This window comes from Marivivens marinus (assembly GCF_035969385.1).
Taxonomy (GTDB): Bacteria; Pseudomonadota; Alphaproteobacteria; order Rhodobacterales; family Rhodobacteraceae; genus SELP01.
The window spans coordinates 186307-206008 of record NZ_JAYKKJ010000004.1 but is presented as its reverse complement, the minus strand read 5'-3'; the positions used below and the strand labels follow the sequence as shown (position 1 = coordinate 206008).

The following is a 19702-nucleotide window of genomic DNA, read 5'->3' as shown; positions in this document are numbered from 1 at the left end:
GGCGCGGGCGCAGCCCGCTACAGCTGGCCCGCCAGATGATCGTTGAGATGGTCGAGCCGATCATGCCCCCAGAACCGTTCATCCCTGTCGGTGATGTAGAACGGCGCGCCGAAGACGCCCCGGTTGACCGCCTCTTCCAGATTGGCGGCATAGGTTTCCGCGCCCATCAAAAGCCCGCTGTCGGCAAGCCCCGGGTCGAACCCGGCCCCGGACAGGCAGGCCCGGATCACTTCGTCCTGGCTGATGTCTTTCTCTTCGGCCCAGACTGCCCGCAGGAAGGCGCGGACCAGCGCCCCCACATCGCCCCCGCCCGCCGCCTGCGCGGCGATGATGGCATAGGAGGACGGCGCGGCATTGGTCGGAAAGAACATCGGTTGCAGGTTCAGCGGCATCCCGGCTTTGGCCGCGCTCCGGCGCAGATCCTGCAGGCGATAGGCCTGACGGTTCGGATGCCGGTCCTTGGGCAGTTGGCCACCAGTGCGGGCATACAGCCCCACGATATCCATCGGCTTGTAGGTGATCTGCGCCCCGTGGGCGGCCGCGATCTGTTCCAGCCGGTCACCCGCAAGGTAGGTATAGGGCGAGATCGTCGTGAAAAAGTAGTCAATCTGCGGCATTTGCCCCCTCCCCCCTCAGGTTTTCTTTGCCTGACCGTATCCCTGTGCTAGGCGGTGTCAACGTCACGATTCCGTCACCAAACCGGGACGGAAGGCAGAACCTGGGGACCCTAACGACATGCCGACCATGACCGAACCGAAACTGATTTCCGGAAACGCCAACCTGCCCTTGGCCAAGGCGATGGCGCGGCGCATGTCGATGCACCGGGGCATGAACGTGGGACTGGTGGACGCGCGGGTCGAACGGTTCAACGACCAGGAGATCTTTGTCGAGGTCTACGAGAACGTGCGTGGCGAAGACATGTTCATCATCCAGCCCACGTCGAACCCCGCCAACGACAACCTGATGGAGCTGCTGATTATCGCCGACACCATGCGCCGGTCTTCGGCGGACCGGATCACCGCCGTGATCCCCTATTTCGGTTACGCCCGGCAAGACCGTCGCGCCAAGGCCCGCACCCCGATTTCGGCCAAGCTTGTCGCCAACATGATGGTCACCTCCGGGATCGAACGGGTTCTGACGATGGACCTCCACGCAGCGCAGATTCAGGGCTTCTTCGATATCCCCGTCGATAACCTTTATGCCTCGCCGATCTTCGCGCTGGACATCATGCACCACTTCAAGGGGCAGCTTCAGGACGTGATGGTGGTTTCGCCCGACGTGGGCGGCGTGGCCCGCGCCCGCGAATTGGCCAAGCGGATCGGCGCCCCCCTGTCGATCGTCGACAAGCGCCGCGAAAAGCCGGGCGAAGTGGCCGAGATGACCGTGATCGGCAATGTGTCCGGCAAGAAATGCATCATCGTCGATGACATCTGCGACACCGCCGGCACCCTGTGCAAAGCCGCCGAGGTTCTGATGGAACATGGCGCGACCGAGGTGCACAGCTATATCACCCACGGCGTCCTGTCCGGCCCCGCGGTGGAGCGGATCACCAAGTCGGTGATGAAATCGCTGGTCATCACGGATTCCATTGAACCGACCGAGCCGGTGAAGAACTGCCCTAACATCCGCATCGTGCCGACCGCACCGATGTTCGCACAAGCGATCCTGAACATCTGGAACGGCACATCTGTGTCGTCCCTGTTCGAACACGAAACGCTCGTGCCGATCTACGAAGGCATGTATCAGGCGGGCTAGTCCGACCTGACAGGCCGACAGACTTCGGGGCGCCACTGGCGCCCCTTTTCATGTTAGTCGATGTTCCAATCGTCGTCGTGCGGCAATTCACCGATGGCCTGCCACGATACCCGCACACGGGCGACCTTGGTGTCGCCCCAGGTCCGGAACACCAGTGCGGCGCTTCGGTCTGTCACGTCTTCGGCCTGAATATCCATCCGGGCGATGGTTTCATTGGACACGTCCCACATCGTCAGCCAGCACGTCACGACCGGCGGGGACTTGAAGGCTTCGGCAAACATGACAACGGCACGGGTCTGGCGCGGTCCCTGCCCCGTCCACATGACCCCGTCATGTTCAAAGTCGGAAAACAGGACCACCTCTCCGTGGTCGACGCCGACAAGATAGTTGCGCAAACGTTTCATTGTGCAATCGGTATCGCGGACTAATGGTTAATTTTCGAAAAAACTATGGCGATCAAGAACAGCGTCAATGTTTCACCGTCCGGTTGAAAAAGTATAGGCCCCGTGGTTTCCCGCGGGGCCTAGTGTATCGTTCAGGTCGCAGTCGGCGTATCAGCCAGCCATCAGGCCCAACTGGGCTGCGACGGCCTGAAGGTCCGACAGGACCTTTGCGCTGTCGTCCGACTTGGCGATCTCATGCGCTTCGCGGGCGCCTTCCAGCATCCCGTTGAAGGCATCCTGGCTGACCTCGTCCTTCGGCAGGGCCTGTTCGGCCAGAACCGAGACGCCTTCCGGCGTGATCTCGGCAAAGCCGCCGGACACGACGTATTCGTCGGCCCCGGACCCATGCACAACCCGAAGGATGCCGGGGCGCAGGGTGGTGATCGTCGGGGCATGTTCGGCCATGGCCGTCATGTCCCCGTCAGCACCGGGAATCTGGACCTCGCGGGCCTGAACGGAAGCAAGCTTTCGTTCGGGCGACACGAGATCGAATTGCAGCATCTCTGCCATTGATCAGCCTCCTTAGGCGGCGGCCGCCGCCATGCGTTCGGCTTTGGCGATCACTTCCTCGATGTCGCCAACCATGTAGAAGGCACCTTCGGGGAGGTGGTCGTATTCACCGTTCACCACGGCCTTGAAGGACGCGATGGTCTTTTCAAGCGGCACCTGCACACCGTCGGAACCGGTGAACACCTTCGCCACGTCGAACGGCTGGGACAGGAAACGCTGGATCTTCCGGGCGCGGGCCACGGTCAGCTTGTCCTCTTCCGACAGTTCGTCCATGCCGAGAATGGCGATGATGTCCTGCAGCGACTTGTAGCGCTGAAGGATACCCTGAACCGAACGGGCGACTTCGTAGTGCTCTTCGCCCACGATCGCCGGGTCCATCAGACGCGAGGTGGAGTCGAGCGGGTCCACAGCGGGGTAGATGCCGAGTTCCGAAATCGCACGCGACAAAACGGTGGTGGCGTCGAGGTGAGCAAACGAGGTTGCCGGCGCCGGGTCGGTAAGGTCGTCCGCGGGAACGTAGATGGCCTGAACCGAGGTGATCGAGCCAGCCTTGGTCGAGGTGATGCGTTCCTGCAGGGCGCCCATGTCGGTGGCCAGCGTCGGCTGGTAACCCACGGCCGAGGGGATACGGCCCAGAAGTGCGGACACCTCGGAACCGGCCTGCGTGAAGCGGAAGATGTTGTCGACGAAGAACAGAACGTCGGTGCCGGACTGGTCGCGGAACTGTTCCGCAAGGGTCAGACCGGACAGGGCGACGCGCATACGGGCCCCCGGCGGTTCGTTCATCTGGCCGTAAACAAGGGCCACTTTGGATTCTTCCAGGTTATCGGGAACGATAACGCCGGATTCGATCATTTCGTGATAAAGGTCATTGCCTTCACGGGTCCGTTCACCAACACCGGCGAACACGGAGAAGCCCGAGTGCACCTTTGCGATGTTGTTGATCAGTTCCATGATGAGAACGGTCTTGCCCACGCCGGCGCCGCCGAACAGGCCGATCTTACCGCCCTTGGCGTAGGGGGCCAGAAGGTCCACGACCTTGATCCCGGTGACCAGGATTTCGGATTCGGTCGACTGGGCTTCGAATTCCGGGGCGGGCTGGTGGATAGCGCGGGTTTCCTTCGCCTTCACCGGGCCTTTTTCGTCCACGGGTTCGCCCACGACGTTCAGGATGCGGCCCAGGGTCGCGTCGCCGACCGGCACCGAGATCGGCGCGCCGGTGTCGGTCACGTCCTGACCACGGACCAGACCTTCGGTCGCGTCCATGGCGATGGTGCGGACGGTGTTTTCGCCAAGGTGCTGGGCCACTTCGAGAACCAGCGTCTTGCCATTGTTGTCAGTGTTCAGCGCGTTGAGGATCGCCGGCAGGTGATCGTCGAACTGCACGTCCACAACGGCGCCAATCACCTGCGTGATTTTGCCTTTTGCGTTTGCCATATTCGTTTTCTCCGGTTCTCTAGAGCGCCTCGGCGCCCGAAATGATTTCAATCAGCTCGTTGGTGATCACAGCCTGACGCGAGCGGTTGAACTCGATAGTCAGCTTGTCGATCATTTCGCCAGCGTTGCGGGTGGCGTTGTCCATGGCGGACATCCGGGCACCCTGTTCCGAGGCGGCGTTTTCCAGCAGGGCAGCAAAGATCTGCGTCGCCACACCACGCGGCAGCAGGTCGGCCAGAATGGCCTCTTCGCTGGGCTCGTAGTCGTAAAGCGTGCTTGCCCCGTCGTCTTCGGCGTCGAAGGCGGCCGGGATGATCTGCTGCGCGGTCGGGATCTGGCTGATCACCGACTGGAACTGCGAGAAGAAGATCGTCGCCACGTCGAACTCACCGCCTTCGAAGCGGCCGAGAATGTCGCGGGCGACGTCCTGGGCATTCGCATAGCCGATGCGCTTGACCTCGGACAGATCCACGTGGGCGACGAAAAGATTTCCGAAGTCCCGACGCAGCTGTTCGCGGCCTTTCTTGCCGACGGTCATGATCTTCACGGTCTTGCCTTTGGCAGTCAGCTCTTCAGCTTTCTGCTTGGCCAGTTTGACGATCGAAGAGTTGAAGCCGCCGCAGAGGCCCCGCTCAGCGGTCATCACCACCAGAAGGTGGATCTGATCGCTGCCGGTCCCCGACAGAAGCTTCGGTGCGGAATCCGACCCGCCCACCGAGGCCGCAAGCCCCGACACCACAGCATTGAAACGCTCGGTATAGGGACGGGCCTGTTCGGCCGCATCCTGTGCCCGCCGCAGTTTCGCGGCGGCCACCATCTGCATGGCCTTGGTGATCTTGCGGGTCGATTTGACCGACTCGATCCTGTTTTTCAGGTCCTTAAGACTTGGCACTGCCTTGTCTCCTTATCCAAAGCCGGGGTTTAGGCGAAATCGGCGGCGAATTCGTCCAGAGCGGCTTTGATCTTGTCCTCGGCCTCGCCCTTGATCTTCGGGTCTTCCTTGGTGAGGTAGGCCAGAAGGTCGGCGTGCTTGCCGCGCAGGTGACGCAGCAGGTCGGCTTCGAACCGGCCAACGTCCTTGACCGCGATCTTGTCCAGATAGCCCTTGGTGCCGGCGTAGATGACGCAGACGATTTCCGCGTTGGTCAGCGGCGAATACTGCGGCTGCTTCATCAGCTCGGTCAGGCGGGCACCACGGTTCAGCAGCTGCTGGGTGGCGGCATCAAGGTCGGAACCGAACTGCGCAAAGGCGGCCATTTCGCGGTACTGGGCAAGCTCCAGCTTCACCGGACCGGCGACCGACTTCATCGCGTTGGTCTGCGCCGAGGAGCCCACGCGGGACACGGACAGACCGGTGTTCACGGCAGGACGGATGCCCTGGTAGAACAGTTCGGTTTCAAGGAAGATCTGACCGTCGGTGATCGAGATCACGTTGGTCGGAATAAAGGCCGACACGTCGCCGCCCTGGGTTTCGATGACCGGCAGAGCGGTCAGCGAACCGGCGCCGAAGTCTTCGTTCAGCTTGGCCGAACGCTCCAGCAGGCGGGAGTGGAGGTAGAACACGTCGCCCGGGTAGGCTTCGCGGCCCGGCGGACGACGCAGAAGCAGCGACATCTGACGGTAAGCAACGGCCTGCTTGGACAGGTCATCATAGATGATCAGGGCGTGGCGGCCGTTGTCACGGAAGTGTTCGGCCATCGCGGTTGCCGCATAGGGGGCAAGGAACTGCATCGGCGCCGGGTCGGACGCGGTAGCGGCCACGACGATCGAGTATTCCAGCGCGCCGTTTTCTTCCAGCTTCTTCACCAGCTGGGCCACGGTGGACCGCTTCTGACCAACGGCCACGTAGACGCAGTAGAGCTTCTTGCTCTCGTCGTCGCCAGCGGCTTCGTTGTAGGACTTCTGGTTCAGAATGGTGTCGAGCGCGATCGCGGTCTTGCCGGTCTGACGGTCACCAATGATAAGTTCCCGCTGGCCACGGCCGATCGGGATCATCGCGTCAACGGACTTGAGGCCGGTCGCCATCGGTTCGTGAACCGATTTACGGGGGATGATGCCCGGGGCCTTCACGTCGGCAACGCCGCGCTTCTTCGATTTGATCGGGCCCTTGCCGTCCAGCGGGTTGCCCAGACCGTCCACAACGCGGCCCAGCAGCTCGTCGCCAACCGGCACGTCCACGATGGCCTTGGTGCGCTTGACGGTGTCGCCTTCCTTGATGTCCCGGTCAGAACCGAAGATCACGACGCCGACGTTGTCGGCTTCGAGGTTCAGCGCCATCCCGCGGATACCACCGGGGAATTCGACCATTTCACCGGCCTGAATGTTGTCGAGGCCGTACACGCGGGCGATCCCGTCGCCAACCGACAGCACCCGGCCCACTTCGGCCACTTCGGCCTCTTGGCCAAAGTTCTTGATCTGGTCCTTAAGGATCGCAGAAATTTCTGCAGCTTGGATCGCCATTATCCGACCTCTTTCATGGTGTTCTGGAGAGCGTTGAGCTTGGAGCGGATCGAGGTGTCGATCATCTTCGAGCCAACTTTAACGACAAGACCGCCAATGAGGCTTTCATCGACGGTCGCATTGATCTTCACGGTCTTTCCGACCTGTGCGGCAAGCGTCTTGGACAGCTTGTCCGACTGGGTCTTGGTCAGGGCCTTGGCCGAAATCACTTCGGCGGTGACTTCGCCCTTTTCCTCGGCCAGCTTGTCGCGCAGCGCGGCAAGCAGCTGGGGCAGCACGAACAGGCGACGCTTGGATGCGAGAAGCGCAAGCGTGTTGCCGGTCGTGCCGGAAAGTTTCATTTTCTTGGCAAGGGCCGCCATCGCACCGGCCTGTTCGTCGCGGCTGTAAAGCGGCGAGGAAATCAGCGCCCGCAGGTCGTCAGAGCCGTCAAGCGCGGCCGACAGTGCGTCGATGTCGGATTCGAGGCCCTTCAGCCCCTTGCTGTCTTTGGCGAGGTCGAACACCGCGGACGCATAGCGCTGCGCGATGCCGGAGGAGATCGAAGCTGGTTCGGACACGTCCACCCTTCCGATGTTAGTTTGCCCTGCCCGCTGGGCCGGTTCCGGTCAGCGGGAGGGCAGGTTCGATGGCCCGGCCTTGTGGCTGGGCGGCAAAATCAGGGGGGATGTAGCAGAGCCTTAATAACGGGGCAACCGCCTTGACGCCGAAAGATGGGTCTTCGGCTTGCCAGTTTTCAAGGGTTTGGGCAGGGGTGCGACCATCTGCGCAGTATGCGACGGCATACCAACCCGCAGCCAAGGTCCAATTTCCGGCATTTGGGCCGAATCTACCGACACCCGCCCGTCAATCGGTCGGGATCCGCCGTGGACTCGGGCGGGTCGGGATTTCCTTCAGCAACCCTCCGACCCCCATGCCCGCAATATCCGCGCCGTTGACCGCCACGCCACACAGAACCCGTTCCAGCACCCAATCGGCACCGTTCAGGGCCGGGCTGCGGGCGCAACCGGGCAGACCGATGACCGGCTTTGACCCCATCACGCCGATAAACAGCAGGTTGCCGGGATCGACCGGCATCCCGAACCGGTCCACCCGACCCCCGGCCAGCGCCACGGCGGACGGGGCCACATCGTGAATGTCCGACGTGGCAGAGGCGGTCAGGATCATCACCACATCCCCAGCCGCTGAAATCAAAGCGTCGGCAATAGCGTCGGACCGGTGCGGAACAACAACCCGGTCGGTCAGGGCAACGCCGAACCGATCCAGCCGCCCGCGCATGGCCTCGCGGCCCTTGGGGTTGGGGTCCGTGTCAGTCGTTGTCGTTTCAATCAGGGTCACCGTCTGAACAACGGGCGGCACAAGCGACAATGCCCCTGCCCCCGCCTCCGCCGCGCGCTCGACCGCATCCGCCGCGACACCGTAGGCAATGATCTTGACCGTTCCGACCATTCCGTCCGGATCGGCGCGGTGCCATTCCGGCACGGTGGCCAGCGTAATCATAGGATCGACGGCATTCAGCGCGTTCACCGCCGACCGGTCAACCCGGACAATCCCCGGCCCCGTCGCGTGAAGGTTCACCCGCCCCGTCGCCGCCTGCGTCACCCGCAGCCCCTGCCCCGCCACCGCCGCTGCGATGCGCGTCGCCGCCGCGTCTTCGTGCAGGTCGCCCGGTGACAGCCGCGCCGCGATGACCGTGGCCACCCCGTCGGCCCGCAACAGGGCCTGATCCTCGCAAGTCAGAACCCGGCCCTTGCGCAGCCGCCCCGACGTCAGGTCCAGCGAATGGGCAAGGATCGCGCCGCGCGCGGCCGCCACAGGGATCGGGCCGAATTCCACCGCCCTACCCTTTCCGCAGACGTTCGGTGATCTGGGCCATGACCGACACGGCAATCTCTGCCGGGGACCGCGCACCGATGTTCAGCCCGACGGGGGCATGGATTCGGGCGATGTCATCAGGGCCGAACCCCGCTTCGGTCAGCCGGTCCACCCGCTTGGCATGGGTGCGGGTCGATCCAAGGCAGCCAAGATAAAACACGTCGGACCCAAGTGCGGCCCGGATCGCCGGATCGTCCAGCTTTGGGTCATGGGTCAGGGTCACAACGGCGGTGCGGGGATCAAGACCGACCTCGGCCATCGCCTCGTCCGGCCAACCATCCAGAATGGTCTCGCCGGGAAAGCGGTCTTCGGAGCCGAAGACCGGGCGCGGGTCGATCAGCACCGGGTCATAGCCACAGGCCCGCGCCATTGGCGCAAGATGCTGGGCGATATGAACTGCGCCGACAATGATCATCCGCAGGGGCGGATTGTGAATGGCCACGAAGGTGCGGGTGTCTTCTTCGACCCCCGACCGGTCCATGCGAAACCTGTCCGGGTAATCCCCGGCCCCGGCAAGGCGACGCGCGGGCCCGTCCAGATCCGCCACATAGGCCACCTGCCTGCGCTCGGCCCGAGCCGCGACAAGATCCTCAAGAACCGGCAGCGGCAGGGCCGTGCCCACCGGTTCGACCAGCACCTTGATCCGACCGCCACAGGCCAGACCAACCGCAAAAGCCTGATCGTCGGACACGCCGAATTCCATCAGTCGGGGCTTGCCATCGCCCTCAACGGCCTCGATCGCTTCAGTGATCACCGCGCCCTCGACACAGCCGCCCGAAACCGACCCTTCCATCGCACCGTCCCGGTCCACGACCAGCTGGCTGCCCACCGGGCGCGGAGCGGACCCCCAGGTTTCGACCACCGTTGCAACGGCCACTCCGCGCCCCGCGCGATGCCAGTCCAGCGCGGTTTCGGGTATCTGTTCCAGCCGGGTCAGGGCCATTGGTGTGCTCCTCCACGATACGGGTGCAGGATTTGCCAGCCGGGCGCACTTGTCCACCTGTCAAATGGTGGCATAGGGTGCGCGGACAGTCGTTTCCCGAAGCCGAGCGTGTTATGCCCCCCAATCCCTTTGACAATATCACGCCCGACCCGGAAAAACTGCGGCAAGTGCTGGCACTGCCCGCGCCGACAACCACCTACGCCATTCACTTCACGCCCCGGTCGGGCAGTTCGTGGCTGACCGACATATGTGCGAACACAGGGCGGCTGGGCCGACCCGGTGAGATGTTCAGCCCCCGGTTCGTGCCCTCCATCGCGGCACGGATGGGGATCGACAACGTCGATGACTACGCCCGTGCCATTTCACGGGACCGCGCGGTGGCCGGGGTCTTCGGGTTCGAGATCACGTTCTTTCAACTGCGTCGGACCTTTGGCGGGCCGAAACGGTTCCTGACCCATTTCCGCGAGGCGGCCCATTTCTGGCTGATCCGAGAAGATATCGTGGCCCAAGCGGTGTCCCTGTCGAAAAAGGCGCAAAGCCGGATCGGTCACGCGGTGCAAGGGGATGCCGATGCGCTGGCGCGAGCCGACCAGGCGTTTGCCTATGACAAGGACGACATCGCCAAATGGGTCGGCCATGTGCGCAAGATGGAAGTTCAGGCCGAAAAGTTCTTTGCCAACCACCGGGTGGCCCCGATCCGATTGAGCTATGAACGGATGACGGCGAAGCCCGCACAAACCGTCGTCAACGACATCGCGCGGACCATCGGGATCGGGCCCGTCGCGGACGATGCCGCGCCGATCACGACAGGCCACGCCAAGATCGGAACCGACAAGAACGCCGATTTTGCCGACCGGTTCCGCAAGGACCACGCCGGGCTGGTCGCCAACCTTGGGATCGAACGGGCGGGCCTTCTTTCCGCGCTGGACGGGAACGAACCCGGACCACGACGCGGATGGTGGCCATTCGGGCGGTAGAACGCAAAAACGCTGGGGTCCAGCCCCGGCGTTTTCGGTTGGTCCATGTCCCGCCTGTCAGTTCAGCAGATTGGGGATGATCGTCACCACCGCCGGGAACATGGCAAGTAGCAGCAGCCCGAACACCTGGATCAGCACGAAGGGTGCGACCCCGCGGTAGATATGGCCTGTCGTCACCTCTTTCGGGGCCACGCCGCGCAGGTAGAACAGTGCAAACCCGAAGGGCGGCGTCAGGAACGAGGTCTGAAGGTTCACTGCAACCATGATCGTGACCCACTTCGGATCGAACGACCCGCCGTAGATCACCGGGCCGACAATCGGGATCACGATGTAGATGATCTCCAGGAAGTCGAGCACGAAGCCGAGGATGAACAAGACCAGCATCACGATCAGGAAGGCCGTCCATTCATTCGAGAACGACCGCAGGAAGTCCTGAATGTAATGTTCCCCGCCAAAGGAGATCAGCACGAGGTTCAGAACCTGCGACCCGATCAGGATGGTGAAAACCATCGAGGTCACCTTGGCCGTTTCCCGGACCACCGGCCCCAGCACGTTTTCCCGCACCAGATGCACACAGGCCCAGCCAAGTCCGAACATCGCATAAAGGAAGGCCGCGAAGGTTACGAGGAAGGCCAGCATGTTCTCGAACGAGGTGTTCTGGTTCAGCCGCATGTCGAAATTGGTGCCCAGCAGGATCATCACCATCATCGCCAGCGCGGTGCGGATGATGATTGTTGGCTTGATACCCGCTTCGGTCAGCTTCCGGGCCGAGGCCAGAAGGATCGCCCCACCGGCCCCCAGCGCCGCTGCTGGCGTCGGGTTGGTGATCCCGCCAAGGATCGACCCAAGCACCGCAACAATCAGCACCAGCGGCGGGAAGACGACGCGGAACAGATCGTTCTGGAACAGGCGGCCAAGCGCCTCCCAGCTGCCATAGGCGGCCAGCGCCAGCGGCACAGCGATCAGCACCAGCGTCATGCCCGGGCTGGTCAGCGGCGTCAGGAAGGCCACGTCGACCAGAAGGATGCCAAGCGCACCGACCGCCCCCGCCAACAATGGTGTGGCAGACAAGGTGGGGTTGATCCCGCGCCCCAGGGCAATCAACAGCCCCAGAAGCAGCGCCATGACCGACAGACCGGTGCCAAGCGCCGGGGCGTTGTCCAGCAGCTCGACCAGCAGCTCTGCGCGCTCTTCCTCGGTCAGTTCGCGCGATTCCTGTGCGCCGCCAGCCGCGTCGATGGCGGCCTGTTCGGCAACCGCCCTGTCCCAGGCTTCCTGCCCGTGCAGGTCGATCATCGCGGCCTGGCATTCCGGGCCGACGTTGGTGCGCAGCGATGCCGCCTCGCCTGTGTCGGAATAGGTGTCGACGATCGTGCTCTGGCCGCCCAGAACGCCAACCTGCATCAGGATAGCAAAGGCAGCGATCATGCCTACCGGCGCATAGAGGAACCAGGTCAGCTTGTCATTGCGGGTTGCGGGAATGCCCTCTTCATCCTCGAACATGACCGCGGGAGCCTTCGACGGATTGAGAAGCGCAAAGCCAAAGGCATAGGCGGCATACAGGAAGGCGAGCAGGATGCCCGGCAAAAGCGCCGCTTGGAACAGGGTTCCGACGGACACGACCGCAGGTTCACCCAGATAGGTCAGCGCGTCATTACACCCGGCCAGCTGCGCACGGTCTTCCTGCGCCGCCGAATAAAGATCGCCCGTCAGCGTGCCCAGAAGCACCAGCACGATCGAGGGCGGAATGATCTGCCCCAGCGTCCCAGAGGCAGCGATAACCCCGGTCGCCAGTTCGGGCGAGTAATTGTTGCGCAGCATGGTTGGCAGGGCAAGAAGGCCCATGGTGACCACGGTCGCGCCCACGATCCCGGTCGAGGCGGCAAGGAAGGCCCCCACCACTACGATCGACACGGCCAGACCGCCCGGTAGCGGGCCAAAGACCTTGGCCATCTTGGTCAGAAGTTCATCCGCGATCCGCGACCGTTCCAGAACGATCCCCATCATGACGAACATCAGCACTGCCAGCAGGGTTTCGATGGACTGGCCCGCGAAGACGCGTTCGTTCATCCGGTTGACGATGAAAGACACATTGCGGTCCATCGCCACTTCCCAGCCTGCGGGGAACACCGGTTCGGCGATCCTTGGAAGCTCTGGGTAACTGAATATGGATATCGCGCCGGGTTTTATCCCTTCGGCCACTAGGGCCGCGTATTCCGCCGATCCTTTATCGATCGCCTGGTGGATCAGAAGGCCGGCGCTGTCCAGCGCGGCAATGATCCCAAAGGAAATCATCCCCGCCCCGCCGATGGCGAAGGCCACCGGGAAGCCAGACAGGATCGCGGCAAAAAGCGTCAGGAAAACGATGATCAGGCCGATCTCGACGCCATCAAGTCCGAAAAGCATGGGTTTCGTTCCTTTACGCTTTAGTGGATTTCGGCGACGCGTTCGGCGGTCGGATCGCCCAGAACGTCACGGTCAAGGTATTTGCCTTCCGATGCTTCGCCTTCGCGCCATTCAAGGAACGATCGGTAGAAGAAGCTGACGGCGTGGATCAGGATCATGCCGGTGTAGGCAAGGATCAGCACCTTGAAGAGGAAGTAGGCGTTGAAGCCATTCGGACTGAAGCCCGTGGTTTCGATATTCCAGCGCAGCGCGACGGATTTGGCCACCAGCCGGTCCAGCGCGTCCGAGGCCGAGGCGTTCGGCACGATCATATGCCGCCAGAAGAAGAACCAGGAATACATCCAGATCACGACACCCGCCGGGATCATGAAGAACAGGCTGCCGAACATGTCGATGATCTTCTTGGTGCGGAACGAAACCGCCGAATAGACCAGATCGACGCGCACATGCCCGCCCTGAACGAAGGTGTAGGTCGCACAAAGAGCGACCACCATCGCATTGTAAAACTTGAGACTTTCGGACCACCAACTGACGTCGAAGGACACCGCGATGCCGAAACCGAGCGTGATCTGCGCCACCGCGAAGATCCGCTGCGTAAAGATGATCAGGATCTGGATCAGAACCATGGCCAGACCGGCCCAGGCAAAGGTGCGCCCAACCGTATTGGCGAATTTTTCAAGGCCCCTCACAGTGGCCCACATCAGCGGCCGGTGCCAGATAGCGACGGCCGTGTAGACGATCAGCAGCATTAGAAGGACAAAGAACAGCTCGACCGAGGCACCGTAGTAGACCAACCGCATCAGCGATTGCTTGTCTTCCGTCGTGTTGTTCCAGGTAACCCAATCCAGCCAGAGGCCGGGATTGGTCAGCGCGTAAAACAGGTTGTAGACGGATTCGATCAGGTTGGCGACGATCCACCCGAGGAGATTACCCCCCCACGCTTCGACCAGTCCCATGGGCTGTCCCCCTTCCATCGGATGCAGGTTGGCAAAAGGTGGCTCCTCCGCCCCTTTTGCAAGAACCGGGCCATTTCTGGCCCGGTTCCTTTGATGTACGATCCGTCAGGATCAGCTGTTGTTGACGCGGTTCCGCTGGTTGGCGAAGACGCTGTCGGACACGCTCATCCAGTCATAGGTTCCCTGCACCGAGGCTTCAAAGCTGGCGCGGGTCCGGGCGAAAAGGTCGTCGCCCATGAACTCGTCCAGGGCCTGCTTCGACGCAGCGCCGAAGGCATCCCAGATGTCGTCCGAGAACTGCAGAACCTTCACGCCAGACGCCTTCAGGCGTTCCAAAGCGGCTGCGTTATTCGCGTTCGACTGGGCCAGCGACCAGCTGTGAGTCGCGGCGGCTGCGGTTTCGACGATCGACTGGTGCGCCGGCGTCAGCGAATCCCATACATCGCGGTTCATCGCGGCCGAGAGGGCCGAACCCGGCTCGTGGAAGCCCGAGGTGTAGTAGTATTCACAGACTTCTTGAAGACCGAGACGTTCGTCCGCGAAGGGGCCGATCCATTCGGCCGCTTCAATCGCACCCGACGACAGGGCCTGATAGATTTCACCACCCGGAATGTTCTGGACAGAGGCACCGGTCAGGCCAAGCGCCTTGCCGCCAAAGCCCGGCATCCGGAACCGCAGACCCTGAAGGTCAGCCGCCGAGTTGATTTCCTTGTTGAACCAACCGCCCGGTTGGTGGCCGGTGTTGCCGGCAAGGAACGACTTGAGGCCGAAGATCTGACCCAGTTCGTCGTGCAGCTCTTTGCCGCCGCCGTGCTGATACCAGCTCATCATTTCCGGGCCGGTCGCGCCGAAGGGCACGGCGGTGAAATAGGCGTAGGCCGGATGCTGGTTCATGAAGTAGTAGTCGGCCGAGTGATACATGTCGGCCTGCCCGGCGCTGACCGCGTCGAACACTTCCAGCGCACCCACGAGCGAACCCGCCGGCTTCTTGTCGACGGTCAGCGCGCCATCGGTCATGGCGGTGACGAGATCGGCAAAGTGCTGGGCCGCGTCATCGAAAACCGCAAAGCCTTCGGGCACGGACGTGACCATGGTCAGGGTCCGGGTGCCCTGCGCAACAGCCGGAGCCGCCAGCGTGGATGCGGCTGCAGCGGTCCCGCCAAGGGCCGAGGTTTTCAAGAAAGAGCGACGATCCCTAGTTTTCCTCCCTTATGGTTCGTATCGGAGCCTAGCGCCTTTCCAGACAATCGCCAGCCTCTCGTTCATGTAGGGCCCACAATTTCGCAAACCCTGCCGTGTGGTAAGGTTTACTTACCAATTTCATGAATTCAAGAAAATTCAGTGCGACAATTGCGACTTGTCGCGGGTGAAAACCGATTTTGTATGGGTGTTAGCGCGAACAGCCGACTGCGTCCCCCGAATTTGAGCCAGCCGCACCGCCAAAGACCCTCTGACAGTCCCCTGATTGCGACGATAGAATCAAGTATTCCGGTGGACGGGACAGCCGTTCACCCGGAAACCTTGGAAAGAAAGTTGCGAATTGCAGGCGCGCGGTGAAATTTTCCCCACAAAGACGGTTGACCATCTTTTCCGCAGATGCATAAGGTCCCGCCAGCACGAAACCCCGCACGGGAACGGAAACCAGAGATGACGGAACTACTCGTAATCGTAGGTGATTGGCGCATGGAGGCCTGAGGCCAGCCATACCGGTTCCCCATGCGCCCTCGGATCAAATCCCGGGGGCTTTTTTGTGCCGCAAGACAAGTGAAACGACGACGTCGAAGATAGGAAGAGACAGATGACACGTCAGATGACCGGAGCGAAAATGGTGGTTCAGGCCCTGAAGGATCAGGGTGTGGACACGGTATTCGGATACCCGGGTGGGGCTGTCCTACCGATTTATGATGAAATCTTCCTTCAAAACGACATCAAGCATGTCCTCGTCCGTCACGAACAGGGCGCGATCCACGCCGCCGAAGGCTATGCCCGGTCCACCGGCAAGCCAGGCGTTGCGCTGGTTACCTCGGGGCCCGGTGCGACCAACGCGGTCACCGGCCTGACCGATGCGCTGATGGATTCGATCCCGATCGTGGTCTTCACCGGGCAGGTTCCGACCTTCATGATCGGCTCGGACGCCTTTCAGGAGGCCGACACCGTCGGCATTACCCGCCCCTGCACCAAGCATAACTGGCTGGTCAAGGAGACGGACAAGCTGGCCTCGACCATCCACGAGGCGTTCCACGTCGCCACCTCGGGCCGTCCCGGCCCGGTGTTGATCGACATCCCCAAGGACGTGCAGTTCGCCACCGGCACCTATACCGAAAAGAAGGTGCTGAAATCGCGCTATCAGCCGCAGGTGAAGGGCGATCTTGCCGCCATCACCGAACTGGCCGAGGCGATGGAAAAGGCCAAACGCCCGGTGTTCTACACCGGCGGCGGCGTGATCAACTCCGGCACGGCGGCCAGCCAGCTGTTGCGCGAACTGGTCGAAGCGACCGGGTTCCCGATCACCTCGACCCTGATGGGGCTGGGCGCCTACCCGGCCTCGGGCGACAAATGGATCGGGATGTTGGGGATGCACGGCCTGTACGAGGCCAACATGGCGATGCATGACTGCGACCTGATGATCAACATCGGTGCCCGCTTCGACGACCGGATCACCGGCCTTGTGTCCAAATTCTCGCCCGGATCGAAAAAGGCGCATATCGATATCGACGCCTCGTCGATCAACAAGGTGATCCATGTCGACATCCCGATCCTGGGCGACGTGGCCCATGTGCTGGAAGACCTGCTGAAGGTCTGGAAATCGCGCGGCCGCAAGACCAACACCGAGGCGCTGGCCAAGTGGTGGACCCAGATCAACGAATGGCGGGCGGTGAAATGCCTGACCTACACCGGGTCGGAAACCACCATCAAACCGCAATACGCGCTGGAACGGCTTGAGGCACTGACCAAGGGGATGGACCGCTACGTCTGCACCGAGGTCGGCCAACACCAGATGTGGGCGGCGCAATTCCTTGGGTTTGACGATCCGAACCGCTGGATGACCTCCGGTGGACTTGGGACCATGGGCTACGGCTTCCCGGCGTCCATCGGCGTGCAACTGGCGCATCCCGACGCGCTGGTCATCAACGTCGCGGGCGAGGCATCCTGGCTGATGAACATGCAGGAACTGGGTACCGCGATGCAGTATCGCCTGCCGGTGAAGCAGTTCATCCTGAACAACGAACGGCTTGGCATGGTGCGCCAGTGGCAGCAGTTGCTGCATGGCGAACGCTATTCCAGCAGTTGGTCGGAGTCGCTGCCTGACTTTGTGAAACTGGCCGAGGCCTTCGGGGCCAAGGGCATTCAGGTGTCCGACCCCAAGGATCTGGACGACGCAATCATGGAGATGCTGAACCACGACGGGCCGGTCCTGTTCGACTGTCTGGTGGAAAAGCACGAAAACTGCTTCCCCATGATCCCGTCGGGCAAGCCGCACAACGAAATGCTTCTGGGCGACGCCTCGACCGAAGGGGCGATCCAGTCCGGCGGCGCGGTTCTGGTCTGATGCGCGGCGCCCCTGCCCTTCTGCTGGCGCTCGCAGCCTGCACCGGCGGCGGGCTGCCGCTGGACGAAAGTGGGGCCGCGACGCGGGTCGAGGCCGGGGGCGATGTGTTCTTTATCAAGGTTCAGGGCGACAGCGCCCTGATCCGCAATTACGCAACCGGGCTGCACAATCAGGCACGGCTGGCGGGCAATGCCCGCGCCGCCGCCGAACAGCTCACCGGCTGCACCGTGACAACGCTCACCCAGCAATTGGGTGTGAATTCCTATATCGCCGGGCTCGATTGCCCGGCCACGACCTGACGGACGGAGTGACCCATGTCTGCACTACGCATCAAGAAAGGCTCCACCAGCCATTCCGCCTATAACCTGCGGCCCGATTTTTCGGACGTGGAAGAACGGCACACGCTGGCGATCCTCGTGGAAAACGAACCGGGCGTGCTGGCCCGCGTCATCGGCCTGTTTTCCGGCCGGGGCTACAACATCGAAAGCCTGACCGTAGCCGAAGTGGACCATGCCGGCCACCTGAGCCGGATCACCGTGGTCACCACCGGCACCCCGCAGGTCATCGAACAGATCAAGGCGCAGCTGGGCCGGATCGTCACCGTGCACGACGTGCACGACCTCACGGTCGAAGGCCGCCCGGTCGAACGTGAACTGGGCCTTCTGAAAGTCGCCGGCAAGGGCGACGACCGGGTCGAGGCGCTGCGGATCGCCGACATCTTCCGCGCCAATGTGGTGGATTCGACTCTGGAAAGCTTTGTGTTCGAAATCACCGGCACCTCGGACAAGATCGACGCCTTCGCCGACCTGATGCGCCCGCTGGGACTGGTCGAAATCGCCCGGACCGGGGTTGCGGCGCTGGCCCGCGGGGCCTGATCGCCCGAAAGACCGCGCCGGGCACGGGTCCGGCGCATGTCGCCTTGAAACAGGCCTATGTCGCCTTGCTGCAACCGGTTCCTCGGATTCGGAGTAGGATCACCACGATTCTGAGCAAGGAGCGCCGTCATGGCCAAGGATTCCCCGATTTCCGATATCTCTGCTGTCCGCCGCCCGGTTGAAACCGCGCGCGGCCTGCCCAACGCCCATTATGTCGACCCGGCGCTGTGGGAAGAGGAAAAGAAGGCGGTCCTGTTCTCCACCTGGGCCGGTCTGGCCGTCGAAGGCGAAGTGCCCGAACCTGGCGACGCCAAGCCGATGACCTTCCTTGGCGTGCCGCTTCTGCTGATCCGCGACCGGCAGGGCCATGTCCGGGTGTTCGAAAACATCTGCCGCCACCGGGGCATGATCCTTGTCGAAGAGGCCCGCAAGATCGAAGGCGCGATCCGCTGCCCCTACCATTCCTGGTGTTACGGAACCGACGGGCGGCTGGTGTCCACCCCGCATGTCGGCGGCCCCGGCCATAACAAGCACGACGCCATCGTGCGCGAAGACCTTGGGTTGAACGAGGTCCGCAGCCACATCTGGTTCGGCACCGTCTTCATCAACATCGACGGTCAGGCCGCCCCGTTCGAGGAAATTCACGCCGACCTGATCGAGCGTTGGAAAGAATTCGACCAGCCGATGGTGCACGGTGGCGCCGACAGCATGTTCACGCTCGAGGTCGACACCAATTGGAAGCTTGCCGTCGAAAACTACTGCGAAAGCTACCACCTGCCTTGGGTGCATCCGGGCCTGAACAGCTATTCCCGGCTGGAAGATCACTACAACATCGCCGAAATGGGCCTCTATTCTGGGCAGGGCTCGCTGCTCTATCGCCAGATCAAGGGCGACGACGGTGCGGTCTTCCCCGACTTCCCCAACCTGTCGGACAAATGGGATACGGGCGCGGAATACATGGCCGTCTATCCCAACGTCCTTCTGGGCGCGCAGCGGGACCATTGCTTCTCGATCGTGCTGGAGCCGGTCACCCAGACCAAGACCCGCGAACACATCCACCTGTTCTACTCGACCAAGGACACCGATGACGCGCTGCGCGAAAAGAACGCTGCGCAATGGAAGACCGTCTTTGTCGAAGATATCTTCGTGGTCGAAGGGATGCAGAAGGGCCGGATGGCGCCGCAATTCGATGGCGGCAAGTTCAGCCCGGCGATGGACGGGCCGACCCACTGCTTCCACGACTGGGTTGCGGGCCGGATCGAAGCGCACCGCAACGCCAGCGAATGAGCGAGCTGGACGACCGTCTGCTGGCGGCCCATGCGCGGGACGACCGTCCCGCGCTTGTGGATCTTTACGCAGAGGCGGCGGATAAGGCGAACACAGTTGATGCCGCCTGTTTTTTCCTAACCCACGCATATATTTACGGGCTGGAGTTAAACCACCCTCGGGTGCCGGAACTGCGCGACAGGTTGGCCGCTGAAGACCGGGTTTAACGGGATGGTGGGTCAAGACCCA

At 62.4% G+C, this 19702-nt stretch carries 19 protein-coding genes; 7 read left to right on the top strand and 12 right to left on the bottom strand.

Annotated features, from left to right (window positions below):
• Positions 1-17 precede the first annotated feature (17 nt).
• Positions 18-617, bottom strand: coding sequence for a 2-hydroxychromene-2-carboxylate isomerase (locus tag U3648_RS08030; protein ID WP_420858718.1), 600 nt, complete (start codon positions 615-617; stop codon positions 18-20).
• 118 nt (positions 618-735) lie between these two features.
• Between U3648_RS08030 and U3648_RS08025 the strand changes: the two genes are divergently transcribed.
• On the top strand, positions 736-1755 hold the full coding sequence (locus U3648_RS08025; protein ID WP_129680743.1) for a ribose-phosphate pyrophosphokinase: 1020 nt from the start codon (positions 736-738) through the stop codon (positions 1753-1755).
• A gap of 53 nt (positions 1756-1808) precedes the next feature.
• Here the strand turns inward: U3648_RS08025 and U3648_RS08020 are convergent, their stop codons facing one another.
• The 8 genes from U3648_RS08020 to U3648_RS07985 form a co-directional block, all read right to left on the bottom strand.
• Positions 1809-2159, bottom strand: coding sequence for an H-type lectin domain-containing protein (locus U3648_RS08020; protein ID WP_420858717.1), 351 nt, complete (start codon positions 2157-2159; stop codon positions 1809-1811).
• Between the two features lie 150 nt (positions 2160-2309).
• On the bottom strand, positions 2310-2708 hold the full coding sequence (locus tag U3648_RS08015) for a F0F1 ATP synthase subunit epsilon (RefSeq protein WP_420858716.1): 399 nt from the start codon (positions 2706-2708) through the stop codon (positions 2310-2312).
• A gap of 12 nt (positions 2709-2720) precedes the next feature.
• On the bottom strand, positions 2721-4145 hold the full coding sequence (gene atpD / locus U3648_RS08010; RefSeq protein ID WP_420858715.1) for a F0F1 ATP synthase subunit beta: 1425 nt from the start codon (positions 4143-4145) through the stop codon (positions 2721-2723).
• A gap of 19 nt (positions 4146-4164) precedes the next feature.
• Positions 4165-5037, bottom strand: coding sequence for a F0F1 ATP synthase subunit gamma (locus U3648_RS08005; protein WP_420858714.1), 873 nt, complete (start codon positions 5035-5037; stop codon positions 4165-4167).
• Between the two features lie 29 nt (positions 5038-5066).
• Positions 5067-6605 (bottom strand): F0F1 ATP synthase subunit alpha, encoded by a 1539-nt coding sequence (atpA, locus tag U3648_RS08000; protein ID WP_420858713.1) that lies wholly within the window; start codon positions 6603-6605, stop codon positions 5067-5069.
• Positions 6605-7165, bottom strand: a complete 561-nt coding sequence (locus U3648_RS07995; protein WP_420858712.1) for a F0F1 ATP synthase subunit delta — start codon at positions 7163-7165, stop codon at positions 6605-6607. Before U3648_RS07995 ends, atpA begins: the two co-directional genes overlap by 1 nt.
• Before the next feature lie 286 nt (positions 7166-7451).
• Entirely contained in the window at positions 7452-8441 is a 990-nt protein-coding gene (locus tag U3648_RS07990; RefSeq protein ID WP_420858711.1) for a molybdopterin-binding protein, read from the bottom strand.
• 4 nt (positions 8442-8445) lie between these two features.
• Positions 8446-9423, bottom strand: coding sequence for an XdhC family protein (locus U3648_RS07985; protein WP_420858710.1), 978 nt, complete (start codon positions 9421-9423; stop codon positions 8446-8448).
• A gap of 113 nt (positions 9424-9536) precedes the next feature.
• On the opposite strand from U3648_RS07985, the gene U3648_RS07980 reads away from it, so the two are divergent.
• The gene (locus tag U3648_RS07980) at positions 9537-10400 is read left to right on the top strand and encodes a Stf0 family sulfotransferase (RefSeq protein ID WP_420858709.1); all 864 of its coding nucleotides are present in this window, start codon (positions 9537-9539) and stop codon (positions 10398-10400) included.
• A 57-nt stretch (positions 10401-10457) separates the two neighbouring features.
• Here U3648_RS07980 and U3648_RS07975 read toward each other — a convergent pair whose 3' ends face one another.
• The 3 genes from U3648_RS07975 to U3648_RS07965 form a co-directional block, all read right to left on the bottom strand.
• A complete protein-coding gene (locus tag U3648_RS07975) occupies positions 10458-12806 on the bottom strand; it encodes a TRAP transporter large permease (RefSeq protein WP_420858708.1) in 2349 nt (782 codons plus the stop codon).
• Between the two features lie 20 nt (positions 12807-12826).
• Positions 12827-13762, bottom strand: coding sequence for a TRAP transporter small permease subunit (locus U3648_RS07970; RefSeq protein WP_420858707.1), 936 nt, complete (start codon positions 13760-13762; stop codon positions 12827-12829).
• 111 nt (positions 13763-13873) lie between these two features.
• Positions 13874-14941 carry a TRAP transporter substrate-binding protein gene (locus tag U3648_RS07965; protein ID WP_420858706.1) on the bottom strand — a complete coding sequence of 356 codons (1068 nt, stop codon included), beginning with the start codon at positions 14939-14941 and terminating at the stop codon, positions 13874-13876.
• A 619-nt stretch (positions 14942-15560) separates the two neighbouring features.
• Here U3648_RS07965 and U3648_RS07960 point away from each other — a divergent pair.
• The 5 genes from U3648_RS07960 (at position 15561) to U3648_RS07940 (ending at position 19680) form a co-directional block, all read left to right on the top strand.
• Positions 15561-17312 carry an acetolactate synthase 3 large subunit gene (locus U3648_RS07960; RefSeq protein WP_420858705.1) on the top strand — a complete coding sequence of 584 codons (1752 nt, stop codon included), beginning with the start codon at positions 15561-15563 and terminating at the stop codon, positions 17310-17312.
• On the top strand, positions 17312-17611 hold the full coding sequence (locus U3648_RS07955; protein WP_420858704.1) for a hypothetical protein: 300 nt from the start codon (positions 17312-17314) through the stop codon (positions 17609-17611). Before U3648_RS07960 ends, U3648_RS07955 begins: the two co-directional genes overlap by 1 nt.
• Positions 17612-17626: 15 nt before the next feature.
• Positions 17627-18187 carry an acetolactate synthase small subunit gene (ilvN, locus tag U3648_RS07950; protein WP_129680714.1) on the top strand — a complete coding sequence of 187 codons (561 nt, stop codon included), beginning with the start codon at positions 17627-17629 and terminating at the stop codon, positions 18185-18187.
• A 129-nt stretch (positions 18188-18316) separates the two neighbouring features.
• Complete coding sequence (locus U3648_RS07945; RefSeq protein WP_420858703.1) at positions 18317-19474, top strand: aromatic ring-hydroxylating oxygenase subunit alpha; 1158 nt, start codon at positions 18317-18319, stop codon at positions 19472-19474.
• Positions 19471-19680, top strand: coding sequence for a hypothetical protein (locus U3648_RS07940; RefSeq protein ID WP_420858702.1), 210 nt, complete (start codon positions 19471-19473; stop codon positions 19678-19680). Before U3648_RS07945 ends, U3648_RS07940 begins: the two co-directional genes overlap by 4 nt.
• The last annotated feature ends 22 nt before the right edge of the window (positions 19681-19702 follow it).